The 17,627-nt window shown below is 40.8% G+C and carries 20 protein-coding genes and 1 tRNA gene; 14 read left to right on the top strand and 7 right to left on the bottom strand.

Annotated features, from left to right (window positions below; all coding sequences use genetic code 11):
- Positions 1–162 precede the first annotated feature (162 nt).
- Positions 163–1,371, top strand: coding sequence for a glutamate--cysteine ligase (gshA, locus tag AS219_RS01230; RefSeq protein ID WP_067978998.1), 1,209 nt, complete (start codon positions 163–165; stop codon positions 1,369–1,371).
- 51 nt (positions 1,372–1,422) lie between these two features.
- Here gshA and pth read toward each other — a convergent pair whose 3' ends face one another.
- From pth to AS219_RS01215, 3 genes are read right to left on the bottom strand one after another with little or no spacing between them, the layout of a single operon-like run.
- Positions 1,423–2,013 (bottom strand): aminoacyl-tRNA hydrolase, encoded by a 591-nt coding sequence (gene pth / locus AS219_RS01225; protein WP_067978996.1) that lies wholly within the window; start codon positions 2,011–2,013, stop codon positions 1,423–1,425.
- A complete protein-coding gene (locus AS219_RS01220; RefSeq protein WP_067978993.1) occupies positions 2,013–2,597 on the bottom strand; it encodes a 50S ribosomal protein L25 in 585 nt (194 codons plus the stop codon). Before AS219_RS01220 ends, pth begins: the two co-directional genes overlap by 1 nt.
- Positions 2,581–4,215, bottom strand: a complete 1,635-nt coding sequence (locus AS219_RS01215) for an ABC transporter permease (protein ID WP_067978988.1) — start codon at positions 4,213–4,215, stop codon at positions 2,581–2,583. Before AS219_RS01215 ends, AS219_RS01220 begins: the two co-directional genes overlap by 17 nt.
- Before the next feature lie 345 nt (positions 4,216–4,560).
- Here AS219_RS01215 and AS219_RS01210 point away from each other — a divergent pair, with 345 nt between their 5' ends.
- The 13 genes from AS219_RS01210 to AS219_RS01150 all read left to right on the top strand — a co-directional run bounded on the left by AS219_RS01210 (position 4,561) and on the right by AS219_RS01150 (position 15,445).
- A complete protein-coding gene (locus AS219_RS01210; RefSeq protein WP_067978986.1) occupies positions 4,561–6,123 on the top strand; it encodes an aminotransferase class V-fold PLP-dependent enzyme in 1,563 nt (520 codons plus the stop codon).
- 37 nt (positions 6,124–6,160) lie between these two features.
- Positions 6,161–7,375, top strand: a complete 1,215-nt coding sequence (locus tag AS219_RS01205; protein WP_067978983.1) for an IscS subfamily cysteine desulfurase — start codon at positions 6,161–6,163, stop codon at positions 7,373–7,375.
- A 55-nt stretch (positions 7,376–7,430) separates the two neighbouring features.
- On the top strand, positions 7,431–7,847 hold the full coding sequence (iscU, locus tag AS219_RS01200; RefSeq protein WP_067978980.1) for a Fe-S cluster assembly scaffold IscU: 417 nt from the start codon (positions 7,431–7,433) through the stop codon (positions 7,845–7,847).
- Positions 7,848–7,874: 27 nt separating this feature from the next.
- The gene (locus AS219_RS01195) at positions 7,875–8,240 is read left to right on the top strand and encodes a HesB/IscA family protein (RefSeq protein ID WP_067978977.1); all 366 of its coding nucleotides are present in this window, start codon (positions 7,875–7,877) and stop codon (positions 8,238–8,240) included.
- A 118-nt stretch (positions 8,241–8,358) separates the two neighbouring features.
- Positions 8,359–8,838 (top strand): Fe-S protein assembly co-chaperone HscB, encoded by a 480-nt coding sequence (gene hscB / locus AS219_RS01190; RefSeq protein WP_067978975.1) that lies wholly within the window; start codon positions 8,359–8,361, stop codon positions 8,836–8,838.
- Positions 8,816–10,597 (top strand): Hsp70 family protein, encoded by a 1,782-nt coding sequence (locus AS219_RS01185; RefSeq protein ID WP_067978972.1) that lies wholly within the window; start codon positions 8,816–8,818, stop codon positions 10,595–10,597. The genes hscB and AS219_RS01185 overlap by 23 nt, the downstream gene beginning before the upstream one ends.
- A 1-nt stretch (position 10,598) precedes the next feature.
- Positions 10,599–10,934 carry a ferredoxin family 2Fe-2S iron-sulfur cluster binding protein gene (locus AS219_RS01180; RefSeq protein ID WP_067978969.1) on the top strand — a complete coding sequence of 112 codons (336 nt, stop codon included), beginning with the start codon at positions 10,599–10,601 and terminating at the stop codon, positions 10,932–10,934.
- 18 nt (positions 10,935–10,952) lie between these two features.
- Positions 10,953–11,897: a hypothetical protein gene (locus tag AS219_RS01175; protein ID WP_067978967.1), complete on the top strand. Its 945-nt coding sequence runs from the start codon at positions 10,953–10,955 to the stop codon at positions 11,895–11,897.
- Positions 11,898–11,963: 66 nt separating this feature from the next.
- Positions 11,964–12,036, top strand: a tRNA-Lys gene (locus tag AS219_RS01170).
- A gap of 88 nt (positions 12,037–12,124) precedes the next feature.
- Complete coding sequence (gene thrS, locus AS219_RS01165; RefSeq protein WP_067978964.1) at positions 12,125–14,035, top strand: threonine--tRNA ligase; 1,911 nt, start codon at positions 12,125–12,127, stop codon at positions 14,033–14,035.
- A gap of 34 nt (positions 14,036–14,069) precedes the next feature.
- Entirely contained in the window at positions 14,070–14,639 is a 570-nt protein-coding gene (infC, locus tag AS219_RS01160) for a translation initiation factor IF-3 (protein WP_067978961.1), read from the top strand.
- Positions 14,626–15,135 carry a phosphatidylglycerophosphatase A gene (locus AS219_RS01155; RefSeq protein ID WP_067978958.1) on the top strand — a complete coding sequence of 170 codons (510 nt, stop codon included), beginning with the start codon at positions 14,626–14,628 and terminating at the stop codon, positions 15,133–15,135. The genes infC and AS219_RS01155 overlap by 14 nt, the downstream gene beginning before the upstream one ends.
- Positions 15,122–15,445 (top strand): MerR family transcriptional regulator, encoded by a 324-nt coding sequence (locus AS219_RS01150; RefSeq protein WP_067978956.1) that lies wholly within the window; start codon positions 15,122–15,124, stop codon positions 15,443–15,445. Before AS219_RS01155 ends, AS219_RS01150 begins: the two co-directional genes overlap by 14 nt.
- A gap of 18 nt (positions 15,446–15,463) precedes the next feature.
- Here AS219_RS01150 and rplQ read toward each other — a convergent pair whose 3' ends face one another.
- From rplQ to rpsM, 4 genes are read right to left on the bottom strand one after another with little or no spacing between them, the layout of a single operon-like run.
- On the bottom strand, positions 15,464–15,817 hold the full coding sequence (gene rplQ, locus AS219_RS01145; RefSeq protein ID WP_067978953.1) for a 50S ribosomal protein L17: 354 nt from the start codon (positions 15,815–15,817) through the stop codon (positions 15,464–15,466).
- An 18-nt stretch (positions 15,818–15,835) separates the two neighbouring features.
- Positions 15,836–16,837, bottom strand: coding sequence for a DNA-directed RNA polymerase subunit alpha (locus AS219_RS01140; RefSeq protein WP_067978950.1), 1,002 nt, complete (start codon positions 16,835–16,837; stop codon positions 15,836–15,838).
- Between the two features lie 42 nt (positions 16,838–16,879).
- Positions 16,880–17,242 carry a 30S ribosomal protein S11 gene (gene rpsK, locus AS219_RS01135; RefSeq protein WP_067978947.1) on the bottom strand — a complete coding sequence of 121 codons (363 nt, stop codon included), beginning with the start codon at positions 17,240–17,242 and terminating at the stop codon, positions 16,880–16,882.
- Positions 17,243–17,254: 12 nt separating this feature from the next.
- The gene (gene rpsM / locus AS219_RS01130) at positions 17,255–17,626 is read right to left on the bottom strand and encodes a 30S ribosomal protein S13 (RefSeq protein WP_067978944.1); all 372 of its coding nucleotides are present in this window, start codon (positions 17,624–17,626) and stop codon (positions 17,255–17,257) included.
- Between the last annotated feature and the right edge of the window lies 1 nt (position 17,627).

Raw genomic sequence — 17,627 nt, 5'->3', positions numbered from 1 at the left:
TTTCGCTCAGAAAGCCTGTTTGTCAGGCAGGGTGGCCCTAGGAAAGTTTTCCAGAGTAAGAATGTTATTTTACACAGGTGAAAATCCATGCTAGAATCACTTCCTCCCTTTTTACACAATTGCTTCGCGACATAATAAATCCCTAAAGGAGCACTCTTCTCAATGGATAGATATTTCTCAAGAGTTTCTGCGAATATAGAGGAAATCCATCAGTGGTGCCGCAGTAGAATTAGTGGAGGGTTGTTGTATCTCTCAGCAGACATAAGGAGTGCTAGATTTAAACTTGCCCCGGTAGATGTAAACGTTTTTCCAGCTGGATTTCACCTACTCAATAAGGAAAGCCGGGCACTTGCAACAAGGCTGATTTATAAGCGCTATACAGGAAAGACAATTTTACTGATCATAGAGACGCATACTCGGAATATACACTACTTAAGTAACGTTCGTGCACTGAAGGAACTGTTTGAGGATGCAAAAAATACCGTCATTCTGGGAAATCCTAGTGACCAGAAAATAGAAAACATAAACACAGAAACTTTTTATATGAAGGATAAAAGAATCATCACGGAAAGTGGTGTGATTCCAGATTTAATAGTGCTGAACAATGATATGATTTCACTTGACCCATCTATGCTCTTGGGAGTGATGCAGCCGTGTCTTCCTTCCCCACTATTAGGTTGGTGGAAAAGAACAAAAAGTCAGTATTTCCCATATTATGAAAAAACAGTAGAGGAATTCTCCAACACTTTTGAGTTAGACCCATGGTTATTGTGTGCTTATTCAGAAGCTTGTAATGACATCAACTTCGACACTCAAGAAAGCCTTATAAGACTCGCAAATGTTGTAGATGGAATAATTCAAAAGATCCAGAAAAACTACGAGAAGTATGAGATATCGTCGAAACCATTTGTTTTTATTAAAGCAAATAGCGGCAGTTACGGCATGGGGATTCTTACAGCAAGCAGTGGCAAAGAAATCCTCTCCATGAACAAAAACAAACGTAAAAAGTTAGGAATTACTAAAGGCAATACTGCAATTACAAGTGTTATAGTCCAGGAAGGCATAGAAACCGAAGAATATTATCTCAATTACCCTGCAGAAACCCTTATGTACTCGGTTTTAGGGGAAAAAATTGCGTTTGCAACACGTTATAATACGGAACACGACGCACGACAAAACTTAAACAGCTCTGGAATGCATTTCGTTGATCACACCGCTGCAAAAATGACCGACACACAATTACAAGTTGTGAGTAACCTCATTATTATCGCGGCAGAAAAGGAGGCCCAAGCTGTAGACAATAAAAATATCGTTGCAGCACTCGAATCAAGCACTTTCAGACTAGAGGAGAAAAGCGCAACGGACGGATAATAGTACCCACTCAGACTCGTACGGAGAAGTATGTCACGCTATTTTTTCGGACTATTCTTTGTTGACCGTGACATTATATTCATTAAGGAACTTCTCTTTGTGCATAGTAATATTACTTAAAAGAAGAGGAAGATTTGCACCAATAAATCTAAACGCCTTATTCAAACGCTCCAACTCTAGCACAGTGAAACGCGACAAAACATATTCAGCCGGATCACCCATACCTCTTCCCACACCAAAGCGAAACCTCCAATAGTCTGTACCCAAGTTGGCATCAAGAGATTTTAATCCATTATGACCTCCAGAGCCCCCACCCTTTTTTATCTTCACTTTAGCAAAATCAAGATCGATATCGTCATGAAAGACAACTACATTTTCGAGCTCGACTTTATAAAAGTTTACTAGCTGCACAAGTGGCCTACCGGAATTATTCATAAAGGTCACTGGCTTGAACAAGTGTAAAAAAGAGGAAGAAACCCGCCCTGAAGATAAAAGGCCAGAAAATCTGGGAAGAAACTCCGGGAAAGAAAAGGTACACCTAATATGATCAAGCAGCATGAACCCAAGGTTATGCCGCGTCTGCACATACCGCGATCCTGGATTACCTAGACCACACAAAATAAGTGTGCGAAACTCCGACATTATGCGGTAGCAGTCGCAGTACCAGCCTTAGCTTTCTTACCCACAACCGTCGCAACAACCGAGTTTGCATCCTTCGCAAGCGGCACAACCCCATCAGGAAAAATCAGATCAGAGAACTTGATTGAGTCACCCACCCTAGCATTCTCTACATCTACAGGAATACTTTTAGGAAGATTGGCCGCCGTACACCTGACAAGAACGGTACGCTTGACTATATTGAGCATTGCACCAAGCCTTATCGCTTCGGACTTTCCAGAGTTTATAAAATTGAGCGGAACTTGAAACTTCGAAGCATGTTCACCAGCAAAAACAAAATCTAAATGCAACACAACAGAAGAAACCGGGTGGAGTTCATACGCTTTAGGAACTACCTTATACACTTCCCCCTCGCAAGATAACTCTATAATTCCGCTACCTGACAAAGCTGTAAAATATCGGCTCACATCTCTAGCAGAAATGGCAACGTTTATATTTTCTCGGTCCTTCCCATAGATAACAGCCGGCACGAATCCAGATTTGCGCAAAACACCAGCACTGCGTCCACCAAAACTGGTTCTAGGAATACACTCAATCGAAACAACCATTCTTACCTAAGCAAACATCGCAGAAACACCCGATTTTAGATCGTTTTTTCAGATTACGCAAATCTCCAGCGTATGTACTGCGCGTAAGAAACCAAGTTATTACAATACATATAGCCGTCATTATGAGTGCTGGCATTGCAGCATCTTCATATCTTTCATCCATGACAAGCTCGTACACACGGGTGGACATTGTTTCAAAATTGAAAGGTCTCACAAGCAAAGTCAACGGCAGTTCTTTAAGCGTATCAAGAAAAATAAGCATAGCAGCACTAACCAAAGACCCAACCAACATCGGCGAATAAACACGCACTGTATCGATGAAACCGCTTTTCCCTATAAGCATCATAGTCCAAGGAATTTCGTTGGGTATTTTTTCCATGCCAGATTTTATACTGTTAGAACCCAGGGCAAGAAAGCGAAAGACATATGCATAAATCAGGGCTGTGAACGTCCCAATCGTAAAAATGTGCAACCCTGGTAGTGGTACATATGACAGAAATGACGAACCGCTAGCAAAAAAGTTTATTATGCCCATTCCCACAACCAACCCAGGAACCGAGTAGCCTAAGTTGGACAGCTGAAAGGCAGTCGCCCCTATCTTTTTCTTTTTCTCCATATAAACAAAAAAAGATGCGACCAGAATTGTAAAAAAGGAGACTATTAAGGCAATCTGGATACTCTTAAAAGTAAGAGACAAGAGCTTATAATCCGGAACAGCATCAATGCTTAGAACCGCGAGTGAAACTATTGGAAAAACTAAACCAGAAAGTGGAAGTAAAGACAGCAAAAGCGGAACAAGGACGGCTTTGTAGCCCTTAAGGTGCCAACAACAGTCTAAACGAGGGTCCCCTATCACATTAGAATAAAGAGCACCTTGTCTTAGAAGTTTCTCAAGAAAAATCATTCCTACAACAAACAGTAGCAAAAATAGAATCAACCTCGATGCACCGATGACATCATTCAGTAGGAACCACTTCCTATATATACCCGTTACAAAGGTCTGCAGACCAAAAAATTGCATTATCCCAAAGTCCGAAATCACTTCCATCAATACAAGTGTGATCCCACCAACTATAGCTGGCCTCGCTATTGGAATCACAACTTCCAACATACTGGAAAGAAAAGATTTTCCACAGCTTCTTGATATTGCTATTGCCCCACCAATAGAAGAAATCCTAGCTAAGCACAGTATGTAGACATATGGGTAAAACGCGACACTCATAACAAAAATTGCCCCATACAAAGAGTTAATTCTCAACAAGTGCTGCACACCAAAAACATCTCTCAAAAAAGTTGAAAACTCAGACGAAAACCCAAAGAACTGCACATAGGAAAGTGCCATTATGTAACCTGGAACAGCAATCGGGAAAAATAACAGCATTCTCAACAATCTCCTACCCGGGAAACTCAAAAATGTCACGGCACAAGCAGAACCAACCCCAAAAACAAAAGTCAAAAAGCCCACCCCAGAAAGTAGTGCAAGAGTGTTGAGTAGATATTCACCGAATAACCAGCAAGAAGAACAAACAAACCCGTATGGGCTAAACGATGGTAGAATCAATGAAAGCGTGGGAGCAAAAAATAGAAGAATCAGTCCATTGAGTAGTACCTTTTGCATTACAAGCTCCGCCAAGCATACAAAGAGATGATAAGAAATATGCACGTCTCATTCAACGTTAAAGGTGGGCTCCGATTTTTAGCAAAATCATTTACACTTGTCCCAAGGAGACTTTAGCAAACAAAGCTGCTTCCACGCAGGAAATGAGGAGATCGCTCAAAAGCAGAAACATACCTCCTCAGTGGTACCTCATACTACTGATACAACTCATCATTTTTCTTGTAAGAAGAAATTAAATTACGAATGTCATACTGATTGATAGGTATTTGATAGTGCACTGTATAGCAAAGGCATGTTAGAATCGTGGTTATTCTATAACCCCTGTCTAGAGGAAAATGGCTCGCTATGCTCACAGCTAAAACAAGATATGCGATTGTGGCATCTATTGATATTGCGTTGCACTCAACCAATAAAAAATATGTAAAAACCTCGGAGATTGCATCAAGACAAAAGATATCTGAGAAATTCCTTGAGTTGATTTTACCACCCCTGAAAAAACAAGGAATTTTAGACTCTCTGCTCGGTCCTGGAGGCGGTTATAGACTTGCTAAAAAACCCGATACAATCTTCTTGATGCAAATCCTCAAGGCCGTAGCTGACACTCCAAAAATAACTCGTTGTGGTGATGGACAGCAAACCTGTACGGGAGAAACGAAGAAATGCTATACCCATAATTTATGGGTTGTTTTAGAGAAAAGATTCAACAATTTTTTTGAGTCCATCACACTTCAGGACATCATCTCAGATGATATTCTGAGACAAGAAAAGAACATACAAAACGGATCGATACTGGAATCTTATCAGGAAGACATCATATATATGGATAATAATGCCACAGCTACTCCTTTCCGATATGCAGTGGAAAAAGCATGTACTCTCTTAAAACATCCATATAATGCGTCCTCAATTCACAGACGTGGACAAGAAGCCAGAGAAGTTATTGAAGAAGCCCGTAGGCTGATAAAAAAAAATCTCAACCTAGAAGAATATGACCTTATATTCACTGCTTCTGGAACAGAAGCAAATAACATGCTTTTTCATAATGCAAGCGATTACCACCATATAGTTTGCAGTACAGACCACAGTTCGACGCTTAAGGTTGCCAATAACCCCATCAAAGTCGATGTTGACGAGAACGGCATTATCAAGCTCGAAAGTCTAGAAAAAGCTCTATTGGAAAACCCCGGTTGTAAATTAGTGTCGGTGTGTCTAGCAAATAGCGAAACTGGAGTTATACAACCACTGGACCTAATAATGGAAATTGCAAAAGAGCATAAGGCGCTTGTACATACGGACGCTACACAAGCTATTTCCAGAATTCATTGTAGATTTAATGAGACGCAGCCAGATTTCATTACTTTCTCTGCACACAAAATGGGAGGCATTATTGGCACTGGATGCCTCGCTTGTAAAAAAGATCTTTTGCAAGAACTAAAACCACTCATCTTGGGAGGAGGACAAGAAAGAAACCTAAGAAGCGGAACAGAAAATCTTGCCGCAATAGCTGCATGTGGAAGCGCATCAACATTTATTAATGCCTCTATAAAAAATATGAAAAATGTAGGATCTTTAAGAGATTACATGGAAGATGAGATATCAAAACGCATGAAGTCGGCTGTAATAGTAGGCCAGAAAGCTCAAAGACTTCCCAATACGAGTTGTATCATCATCCCAGAAGTTGATGGGACAACTCAACTAATGCATTTTGATATGCATGGAATATGTGTCAGCAATGGATCAGCATGTTCATCCGGACAGCTAGAAGCATCTCATGTACTACTTGCAATGGGCTTTGACAATGAGATGGCTAAGTCAGCAATTAGAATAAGTTTGGGGATTTCAAATACAAAAGAAGAGGTGAAAAAGCTTGTATCAACATGGGAGATATTATACAACATTAGGGTATAGAATGATTATTACATAGTTCCAACTAGGAAAATGAAAAATGAAGTTACCAATATTCCTTGATAATCAATCCACAACTCAACCTGATAGGGAAGTCGTTGAGGCAATGGTCAGTTTCTTTGACCGCCCTTGCAACCCGCATTCAAGAACACATTCATACGGGTGGCATGCTGAGGCTGCTGTGGAAAATGCACGTGAAAAGATTGCACACCTTATTGGCGCTTCTCCTAAAGACATCATTTTTACATCTGGTGCAACAGAATCAAATAATTTAGCTATTAAAGGAGTGGCTAATTTTTATCGGTCAAATGAGAAAAATCACATAATTACTCTTTCTACAGAGCATAAATGCGTCCTGGATAGCTGTAGAAACTTGGAAACAAGTGGAATCGCAATCACTTACCTTCCAGTAGAGAAAAACGGCATTGTAAATTTAGACGTACTCAAAAAGGCTATAAAACCATCAACTATGATGGTGTCTATCATGGCCGCAAATAACGAAATAGGTGTCCTGCAACCACTCAAAGAGATCGGACAAATATGCAGGGAAGCGGAGATAATCTTTCACACAGACGCAGCGCAAGCCTTTGGTAAAATCCCACTCAATGTGGAAGAAATGCAGATCTCGCTTATGAGCATTTCTGGTCACAAGATATACGGCCCAATGGGTGTTGGCGCACTTTATATTCGTAGGAAAAACCCTCGTATAAGGTTGACACCGTTGTTCAGCGGAGGTGGTCAGGAAAGAGGTATTCGCTCCGGCACACTTCCTACTCCGTTGATTGTTGGTTTCGGAAAAGCAGCGGAAGTTGCCGCAAGGGTAATGGAAGAAGAACACAAAAGAGTGAAGTTCTTAGCAAATAAGCTGTACAAAATAATCAAGGCAGGAATACCAGACGTCGTTTTAAACGGGGATCCCTCAGCAAGGCTACCTGGCAATCTCAACATCAGTTTCCCTTATGTTGAAGGAGAATCAATAATTATGGCAATCCCCGAAATATCTGTTAGCTCCGGATCTGCGTGTACATCAGCATCTTTAGAGCCATCCTATGTTCTGAAAGCACTTGGAGTCGCAGAAGACCTTGCTCACTCATCAATACGCTTTTCGGTTGGTAGGTATAATACAGAAGAAGAAATAACTATGGCTGGTGAGTTGCTTGTGAAAAAAGTTATTCGTCTGCGTGAGATGAGCCCTCTATGGGAAATGGCTCAAGAAGGGATAGATCTTAACGCGATAAAATGGGATGCGAGCTAGGCAAATGGTTTGTAAAATAGGTAATATTAATATTTAGTTTAGGAGGAGGACGTTTATGGCTTATAGTGATTCCGTATTAAATCATTACAACAACCCGAGAAATGTTGGTACGATTGATAAGAACAAAAAAAACGTAGGAACCGGTTTAGTAGGTGCTCCGGCCTGTGGAGATGTGATGAGGTTACAGATTGAAGTTGATGATAACGGTTGTATTGTAGATGCAAAGTTTAAAACCTTCGGTTGTGGCTCAGCAATAGCATCAAGCTCTTTAGCGACAGAATACCTAATCGGGAAGAGTATCGAGGAAGCAGAACAAATTAAGAACACCGAGATCGCATCTACTTTATGTCTCCCGCCAATAAAGATGCATTGCTCCATGCTGGCAGAGGACGCAATTAAGGCTGCAATCAAAGATTTTAAAGAGAAACAGGGTGCTTCTAATACTGAGGAGCCAGCAGATAAAAAAGGCTAAAGTAAAGTTCTCCATATCTAGATTCAGATGAACTCAACTGGACCACCCATCACAGTAAGCGCTTTGGCGTTTCAAAAGTTTGTTGAGCTAATTGACGAAAGAAAAAGAAAGGGTAAATCGACTCTGGGAATAAGAATAAAATTACTTTCCAAGGGGTGCGGCGGAAATGAATACGGCATGGAGTACGTCGAAGAGGCAGCACTATATGATGAGATGATAGAGTTGGTACAAGCGCCAGATGGAAAGGTAGTATTATTTGTTGATCCAAAAACGATGCTTAGAATTCTTGGAACCAAAATAGAGTATGAAGAAACAAAATTCAAAAGTGGATTCGTTTTTAAAAATCCCAAGGAGAAAGGAAGATGTGGATGTGGCAAGAGTTTTTACTATTGAGTAGGTGAGCACGATACTAAATTGAGTGAAACGGGTGCGACACTAAACTTCCCACCAAGGAAAGTGGGTGTGCATTTATCCTTGTTTGAAACATAGTTGGATTAGTTAACCACGTGAGATGCAAAAAAAAAATTATTTCAGGGTCCTGGAGTTAGAAGAAAAGTTTACTCTAGACCCTGCAGATTCCTTAGAGAAATCCTATCTCACTCTGCAGAAAGAATTGAGAACCACATCTCATTCAATTCAGGAAGATTCTGTTGTCTATGGGAAAGTTCAATTGGTCAACAAAGCGTACCATTTTTTGAAGGATCCGGTTAACAGAGCACAGCATTTATTAGAATTATCTGGTTACACCAACCTCTCGGACAGATGCCGTCCAGAACTGCTTATGCAAATCATCGAATTGGAGGAAAAAGTGGAAAACGGAGGAGCCACAGAGGTACTACCGTTAGTAGAGGAAATGTACACCAATGCTTTGCAACAAATGGAAGAAGCTTTTAATTGCAAAAATTACGACTTGGCAAGCTCGCACTGTGTAGGACTCAAATATTTAGAAAAAATAAAACAAAGGATCTATGCAAGTGATAACAATCGGTGAACCGAGACAAAGACTTGATCGCGAAGTCATCATAGGTATAGATTTTGGAACGACCAATTCTCTTGTTTCTGTATTCGAGAGCGGCAAATGTGTTGTTATTCCTCAGGAGGATGGTAGCATCATTCTTCCGTCCACTATCGGTGTAAAAGGCAAGGACATAATTGTCGGAAAGGAAGCAAGAAAATGTAAAGGTTACATTCTCTCAATAAAGAGAATAATTGCAAAAAAAGCCGGCATTCCGGGAAGTATACGCGACAATCCCCAAGAGATGTGCGCTCTCTCAATAGGGTATGCATCCAGAATTTTTGCATCTCTAAAAAGGGCAGCTGAAAAATATCTTGGACACTGTGTGAACATGGCTGTAGTAACAGTCCCGGCATACTTTGACAACGCTTCTCGCACGGCAATTAAGGATGCAGCAACGATTGCTGGACTAAATGTTGTGCGTCTGTTGAGCGAACCAACTGCAGCAGCACTATTCTACGGAATTGACGAGAAAAAAGAAAAAGGCAGATACATCGTCTACGACCTGGGTGGTGGAACTTTTGATGTTTCAATTCTGGAATTCCACAAAGGTATTTTTAAGGTTTCCTGTAGCGATGGTGACGATTACCTCGGTGGGGATAATTTCGATCAGGAACTGTTAGAACATCTCTCGAAGAAGCATGCACTCGAAACCACAGATGAGGAAAAAGCAGTCTTACTCGCGATTTGCGTGAAGATCAAAGAGGAACTGAGTCACCGAAACAGAGTAACAGAGTACTTTGACTACCGAGGGCAAAATATATGTTTTGACGTCACGTTGGATGAATTTGAAAAAGTCATAGAAAAAGATGTAGAGAAAACAATCAACATAGTGAAACGCGCTCTTAGAGCAAGCAACCTTTCCGTAGAAGATATTGATGGTCTTCTTCTTGTTGGTGGGTCAACGAGAGTCCCAATGATAAAAAGCAGAGTTTCCGCCTTTTTTGGGGAAGAAAAAGTAGTAACCGGAGTTAATCCAGAAACAATTGTTGCTTGCGGCGCAGCACTAATGGGGAGCTTTCTGAACAATAAAAATCCTAAAAGGGTACTTTTATTAGATGTTCTACCGCTCTCGTTAGGAATAGAGACTCTTGATGGTACGATGGAGAAAATCATCATGAAAGATACCCCAATTCCAGTCACACAGTCACAAGTACTCACCAACGCGGTTGATAATCAAACCTCTTTTAAGATACGTGTCTTACAAGGGGAAAGAGAATTCGCTTGTGATAATAGGTACTTAGCAGAGTTTACACTTAACAACCTACCCCCGCTTCCAATGGGTAAGGCAAGAATAGAGATTACCTTTGGTATAAATGAAGATGGAATATTGAAGGTAAGTGCAACTGAATTGTTCACAGGAAAAGCACAAACAATTGAAATAAACCCACATTATGGATTAAAAAGGGAAACGGTGGAGAAAATGGTAGAAGATTCCCTAATTAACCTCAGAGAGGATGTAGAAAGAAGGTCAGTAACAGATGCGCAGAAACACGCCGAACGTATTTTACAGGTTTTAAAGAAAGCCTTGGTCGAGAACGCACCTTTACTCTGCGACGGTGAAAAAGAAATAATCGATAGACATATGCAACTTATAGAAAGAAGTATACAAAAATGTGATAGCATCGAAATTAGGAAAGCAACCAAAGAATTGGAACAAGTCTCGGAACCGTTCTTAAAGCGTAGGTTGGACTTTCTTTTTAAGAAGATGAAAATAGACCTAAATAAAACCTAATATGTCGAAGGCGCTAAAAATAACTTTCGTTGAACCGGATGGCAAAGAGCATTGTTGTACTGCTCATGAAGGGGAAACTATTCTCACGGTGGCACACAGAAACGGTATTGACTTAGAGGGCGCATGTGAAGGTTCTCTTGCGTGTTCTACTTGCCACGTGATAGTTGAACCACAATGGTTCGACAAGCTGCCCCCTATCTCGGACGATGAAGATGACATGCTAGACCTTGCGTTCGGGCTATCTGCTACGTCAAGATTGGGCTGCCAAGTCGTAATGAATGAGGGTATAGATGGGATTAAAGTTAAGCTTCCAAGCGCAACAAGAAATATAAAGTAAGGGGTTTGTTACCAAGACATGAGTAAGGTTCGCTTTTTTTTCTACTGCTGCTTGCTTGTTGTGCTCTTTGCTTTCTGTGCTACGGGGTTTTGGTTTTATAAAACGCAGTCTCTCAAGAACAGCATTTTCTCTACGCTTAACCACTTCTCGCTTTTTGAATATTCAGGCTACCAACTTGAAGGATTTTTTGAGTACAAATCCAGAGTTTCCTTCACGAAGCCAGTTCTCAAAATAGAAGGCCTGGAGAAGCCGCTCCTTGTGAAGTTCGATAAGCTTATATTCACTGGTGTCCCATGGAAGAACGAAATAGAAGTAAAGAATCCAACTACGACAGTTATTATTTCTGCAGCTGATGGACAGTTTCACTGCAAAAACCTAGATGAGGCATCTATATCAAGTATGCCAGCTGGGCAAAATGGTCTTACCCTTTCGATTGAGAAAGACAGCCTAGAGTGTTATCTACAAAACAAAGGCATTAGGGGTGACACGATTATCTTTGATCTCGCCTTGAGCATTAGTCATCTACAGAAAAGCTCACTGGAAAGTAAGACCGACGTAATTCTCAGCACTAGTGGAGGTGCAAAAAAAATCGAAACTGATATGACACTAGTAAATCTATATGAGAGACCTCCCACTTATACGTTAGATGTAAAAAAGCTTGATATCTCAACACCGGAACACAAGTCTGACGTAACTGGAAGGATAGCACTTTCAGCAGGTTATATATCTTTTGCCAAAGGTAAAATATGCTTAACTGTACAGGGGGCAAATTCTTTGCTATCAGCAGTTGAGAAAAGCTTAGACAGTGGCGTCACAGCGCAGAAGGTATATGGATTTTTCGCGAAGATGCGTCAATTTGTGGATGAGAACCATGATACTCTGCACGTATGTGTGCAAGACAAAAATGAAGAGTTGGTAATTGGAACCCAACAAAATATGATTCCCCTACTAAAGATGTTCTGAAATTGCCCTCTTTTCCCATATTATAATTGATTCTTTCATCCTTTCATTGTAGAATCTCGGTCAGTTGATCTCGTAGCTCAGTCGGCAGAGCATTTGACTTTTAATCAAAGGGTCGTGCGTTCGAATCGCACCGAGATCACGGGTTATGAGAGTTTCTTAGGAGCATTTTTTTTGGATCCTGTGTTCGCGGTGCTGCTTTTGCTTGAGAGTCACTTTTGGGGTGTATCGTGTTAACCGTAACTCTTCTGTCCTCTTCTCTAACCGCACCCTTTGGTGAAACTGTTGGGTCTGTAATCTCTGCTTTTGATGCTGGAGTTTTTTCTAGGACAGTTGCAGCTTCGGTAAATGGTGTCAGTGTTGATCTCTCTTACCGTCTCGAATGTGATGCACACATAGAGCCCATTCTAGTCGAAAGCGAAGCAGGAATCGAAATACTAAGGCACGATTGCGCTCATGTCATGGCACAAGCAGTACAGGAGCTATATCCAGAAACAAAATTAGGAACAGGACCAGTCATTGATGATGGTTTTTATTACGATTTTTCTACTCCCACACCTTTCTCTGATAGTGATTTCGAAAAGATAGAGGAGAAAATTAAAGAAATTATCCAGAAAAACTACCGAATAACACGCGAAGAATGGAATAGAGACGATGCAGTTTCATTTTTCCAAAAAAAGGGCGAAAAATACAAAGTTGAACTTATCGGTAAGATTCCACCTGAAGAAAAAATTTCTGTATACAAGCAGGGTGATTTTATTGACTTGTGTCGTGGTCCGCACGCACCATCGACAGGTTGGTTGAAACATTTCAAATTACTAAAAGTATCAACTGCTTACTGGCTTGGTAACGCAAAAAATGACTCCTTGCAACGTATATATGGTACTGCATGGGCAACAAAAGACGAATTGAACAATTATCTTTCCTTCCTACATGAAGCAAAAAAGAGGGATCATCGTGCTATTGGTAAAACAATGGAACTCTTTCATCTACAGGAAGAAGCCCAAGGACAGGTTTTCTGGCACGAGAATGGATTTATCCTGTACAGAGTATTAGAGAATTACATTCGCAGTAAGCTCAGAGTGCATGGTTATCGCGAGATAAAAACACCAATTGTATACAGCAGGTCCATATGGGAAAGATCAGGACATTGGGCTAAGTTCAGAGAGAATATGTTCGTTATAAGTTCCGATGATGGCGAGTTTTCACTCAAACCAATGAGCTGCCCAGCACATATTGAGGTCTTTAAACAGTCTCTAAAAAGTTATAGGGATCTGCCACTGCGGCTAGCAGAATTTGGTATGTGTCACAGAAATGAAGCTTCTGGAGCATTGCATGGTCTCATGAGGGTCAGAGGCTTTGTTCAGGATGACGCGCATATTTTCTGCACACCTGAACAAATCTGTGATGAGACTACTGCGTTTTGTGAATTACTAAAAGAGGTCTACAGAGATCTTGGATTCACAGCAGTAGAAGTACGCTTTTCAGATCGACCTGAGGTGCGTCTTGGAGACGATGAAACCTGGGACAAAGCAGAAATTGCACTAAAGTCTGCAATAGATAAAGTGGGATTGACTTATACACTTAATCCCGGAGAAGGAGCATTCTATGGCCCAAAAATAGAATTCGTACTTGTAGATGCGTTAAAGAGAAAATGGCAGTGTGGTACTCTACAGGTCGATTTTGTATTGCCAAAGCGCCTAAATGCAACTTATATAGATCATGAAGGACAAAAACAGCATCCAGTAATGCTGCACAGAGCAATTTTGGGTACATTTGAGCGTTTCTTAGGTATCTTAATTGAGCATTATGATGGCAAATTTCCATTGTGGCTCGCTCCCACACAGGTGGCAGTCCTCACCATTACGGAAAAGGTTGAGGAATATGCACAGTCAATTGTGAGTCATCTATCCAAAGCAAATGTGCGTGCTGCTGTTGACCTCAGTAATCAAAGAATTGATTACAAAGTCAGGTATCATACAATAAGAAGGGTCCCAATTTTGTGGATCATCGGTAAAATTGAAGAAAAAAGTAATAGTGTTGCGGTACGAAGAATGGGTTCGAATGAATCTGAAGTGAAAACAGTTGACGCAGCCCTTGAAGACATATTAAGAGAGTTAAATGTTCGACAAATCAAGTAGCACTGATATAAGAAGAATTTGAGGTTTAATAAATTTGAAGAATAAAGAAAAGAATTTCGCTGGCCGCTATCCAAATAGGTCTAATACAGACAAAAGAATTGTCTGGAGTTATGCAAACGCGAACAACGAAGTAAGAGTGATAGACGTGAACGATAAGTTCATGGGAGTGATGAAGATTGCTGAAGCATTACAGCTAGCCAAAAGTAGAAATTTGGACTTAGTAGAGGTATCTTCAGCTGTGGTTCCACCGATATGTAAAATATTGGACTACGGAAAATACAAATATGAGGCAAAGAAGGAATCTAACCTCAAACGAAGGAAACAAAAGTCTGCCACGGTGAAAGAGGTCCAGTTACGCCAATCCATAGGAGCAGGCGACCTGAATACGAAACTCAAAAAAATTAGGGAGTTTTTGCAAGAGGAAGACAAAGTGAAAGTTGTGGTGAGGCTTCGTGGTAGAGAAATGACTAACAAAAACCTTGCTATCAACTTACTGAACAAAGTTGTAGAGGAGGTCGGATCCGAGGTTGGGAAATTGGAAAAAGAAGTTGTGCAGAATAACAATAATTTTTTTATCATCCTTGCTCCTAATGGAAAGTCCTGAGAAGAAACAGCAGGATGTATTGGTAAAATGTGCAACATGCTTTGGTATCGGTTACCTTTCGGCGTTACCTGGTACGCTGGGTAGCGCACTTGCGTTTGTTTTTCTCCCGTTGATTATATTTTTTCCGGTCTCTATTACATATGTTGTCTTAATCTCATCATGCTTGTTCCTAATCGGTATATGGAGCTGTGATAAATATGAATCAACCTACTCATTGGAAGACCCGAAGGAAGTTATAATAGACGAACTGGTCGCACAAGTAATTTTGTTTTTGTGCATTAGTTGTACATTTGGAAATAGCTTTGGGCCTTTTGTGATGTTGCTTCTGTGCATCACATCATTTGGGCTGTTCAGGTTCTTAGATATAGTAAAACCCTGGCCTATAAGTTTCGTGCAAAAAAACGTGCACAGAGGTTTTGGAGTAATGCTTGATGACTTACTCGCAGCAATTATTGCTTTCTTAATAATTTTGATTATTCCGTATGTTTTGCTTTGAAAAAGGAAAACTATATTATTCAATACGTGAGGTCGCCAAAATTATAGGTCTAAAAGAATATGTATTGAGATACTGGGAAACTCAGTTTCCTGAAACACTTAAACCAAAAAGACAATCTGGAAAAAGACTTTATACACAGAGCGATATAAAGGCAATACAGAAAATACAAGAACTGCTTCACAAAAGAGGAATGACAATCAGGGGTGCACGGTCAGCGCTGGAAGGAGATCCAAACCAAACAGAACTCGAGATGGCAACGGAGCACCTTAGATCGCTTAGAGATTTTCTTACAAAATTCGCTAGAGATTAAGAAAGCGTAAGTGAACCCTTATACAAACTCTATGATAGCCATTGGGGCAGCATCGCCAACTCTGTACCCTGTCCTTATGATCCTACAGTAACCACCTGGACGATCTACATAACGTCGTGCAACCTCATTGATGAGTTTTGTAACCGCAGACTCATTCTTAATACGAGAGAGTAAAAGTCTTCTCACAGACAACGATTCCGACACCCTAGCTTTAGTCACTAATTTTTCAATAAACGGCCTTAGAGCCCTCGCCTTAGCCAAAGTAGTTTGTACTCGCCCATGCTCTATTATCGAGACGGAAAGATTGCACATAAGCGACATCCTATGCGAAGAATTCCTTGATAATCTATGCTTCTTTAACCTGTGCTTCATAATAAATTCCCATAAAGTTTAACCATGGTTATCGAGATCCATACCAAGACTTAATCCCTTGCTAAACAGCTCCTTTTTGACTTCTTCTAAAGAACGCCTACCGAAGTTTGGTGCTTTCAACAAATCAGCCTCAGTTCTGGAAACCAAATCCCTTATATAAACTATATTCTCACCATTCAGACATTTCCTTGCTCTTGCAGACAAATACAAACGATCAATGCGTGCGGATAAAAGATCACTAGCCTCACTCCTATCAGAAGTGGAAACACTAGAAGAAACTCCCTGAACTCGATGTTCGGGGTCTGCAATATTAAGAAAACACCTCGCTTGAGCCGACAGTATCTTACTCGCCTCAAGAACAGCATTCTTTGGATCAATAGCACCATTCGTCTCAACACAAAGAATCAACTTGTCGTGCCCAACAAAGCTGCCAGCACTAGTAGGCTTCACTGTAAAATTCACAGCACGGACAGGATTATAAATTGCATCTATTGGAACGGCACCTTCAAGGTCGTATTCATCCTTTCTGACAGAGACAGACGACACATATCCAAAACCGCTATTCACCTTCATTTCCATCTCTAATGAAACTCCTTCAGCAACATTGCATATCAGTAAATCCCCATTAACAACTTCGAAATCGCGACTAGGAGAAATCATACTAGAGAAAACAGCACCTCCACCCGTAACAGAAAGATGCAAACTTCCAGATGTAGCGCCAGAAATACTTCTTAAAACCACCTTTTTCAAGTTGAGCGCAAGGTCGGCAAAGTCCTCACGCACCCCAGGTATACAAGTAAATTCGTGCGTTAAACCCTTAATCCCAACAGCACTTATAGCAAAACCACTAAGAGACGAAAGAAGAACCCTACGCATTGCATTACCAATTGTCAGTCCAAACCCCACACGCAAGGGCTCAACGATGAACTCAGCAGAGTACCCTTCCCGAATTTGGTTCAAAACAACAGATGGAGAAGAAAAAACATCGACTAAAGAACCCTTACTTACGACAACACTCATAACAAACTACACAACGTCAAAAATCATATATAAAAGAAAGGACTAAACCCTACGCCTCCTTCTCAGCCTTACTCCATTATGTGGGACAGGGGTCATGTCCTGAAGGGAGATAATCACAATCCCGGAATTGCGAATTGCGCGAAGTGCAGCCTCCCTAATTGGATTAGAACCACTTAAATGCACATTAAGAATCTTCAGTCCAATGCGCTTCAGCTTTGTCATCAAGGTTGTTGCAACGGACTGCGCAGCGTATGCGGTAGACTTCTTATTACCCTTAAAGCCAACCGAGCCAGAACTGGCCCAGCCTTGTACATTCCCCTGATGATCGGTGACAGTAATATAGACATTATTAAACGTCACAATAACGTGCGCATTACCCGAAACGATACTTTTTTTCTCTTTCATGTATATCGAATACTAAACTCTTTTCTTAGCTGCAATAGGAACCCTAACCTTACCCTTTCTAGTACGGGCATTCGTCCTAGTTCTCTGTCCCCTAACAGGCAGATTTTTTCTATGTCTGACCCCTCTATAGCACTTGATATCCACTAAGTGCTTAATCGAAAAGGCAACAGATTTCCTTAACTCTCCTTCAAACGGAACACTGTTCTTGATGTATGCCATAATAGAACTTAGCTGTTCCTGCCCTAAGTCTAGCAATTTGGCAGATTCATCTATAGCAAGACTAGAACAAATTTTCCTCGCGGTAGGCAGGCCTATCCCATATACATACGTTAAAGCAATGACAACCGCCTTATTATCCGGCAAGTTTACCCCTAAAAACCTCATA

This window comes from Neorickettsia sp. 179522 (genome assembly GCF_001593535.1).
Classification (GTDB): domain Bacteria; phylum Pseudomonadota; class Alphaproteobacteria; order Rickettsiales; family Anaplasmataceae; genus Neorickettsia; species Neorickettsia findlayensis.
The sequence above is the reverse complement of the archived record's forward strand: the minus strand, read 5'-3'. Positions and strand labels throughout refer to the sequence as shown.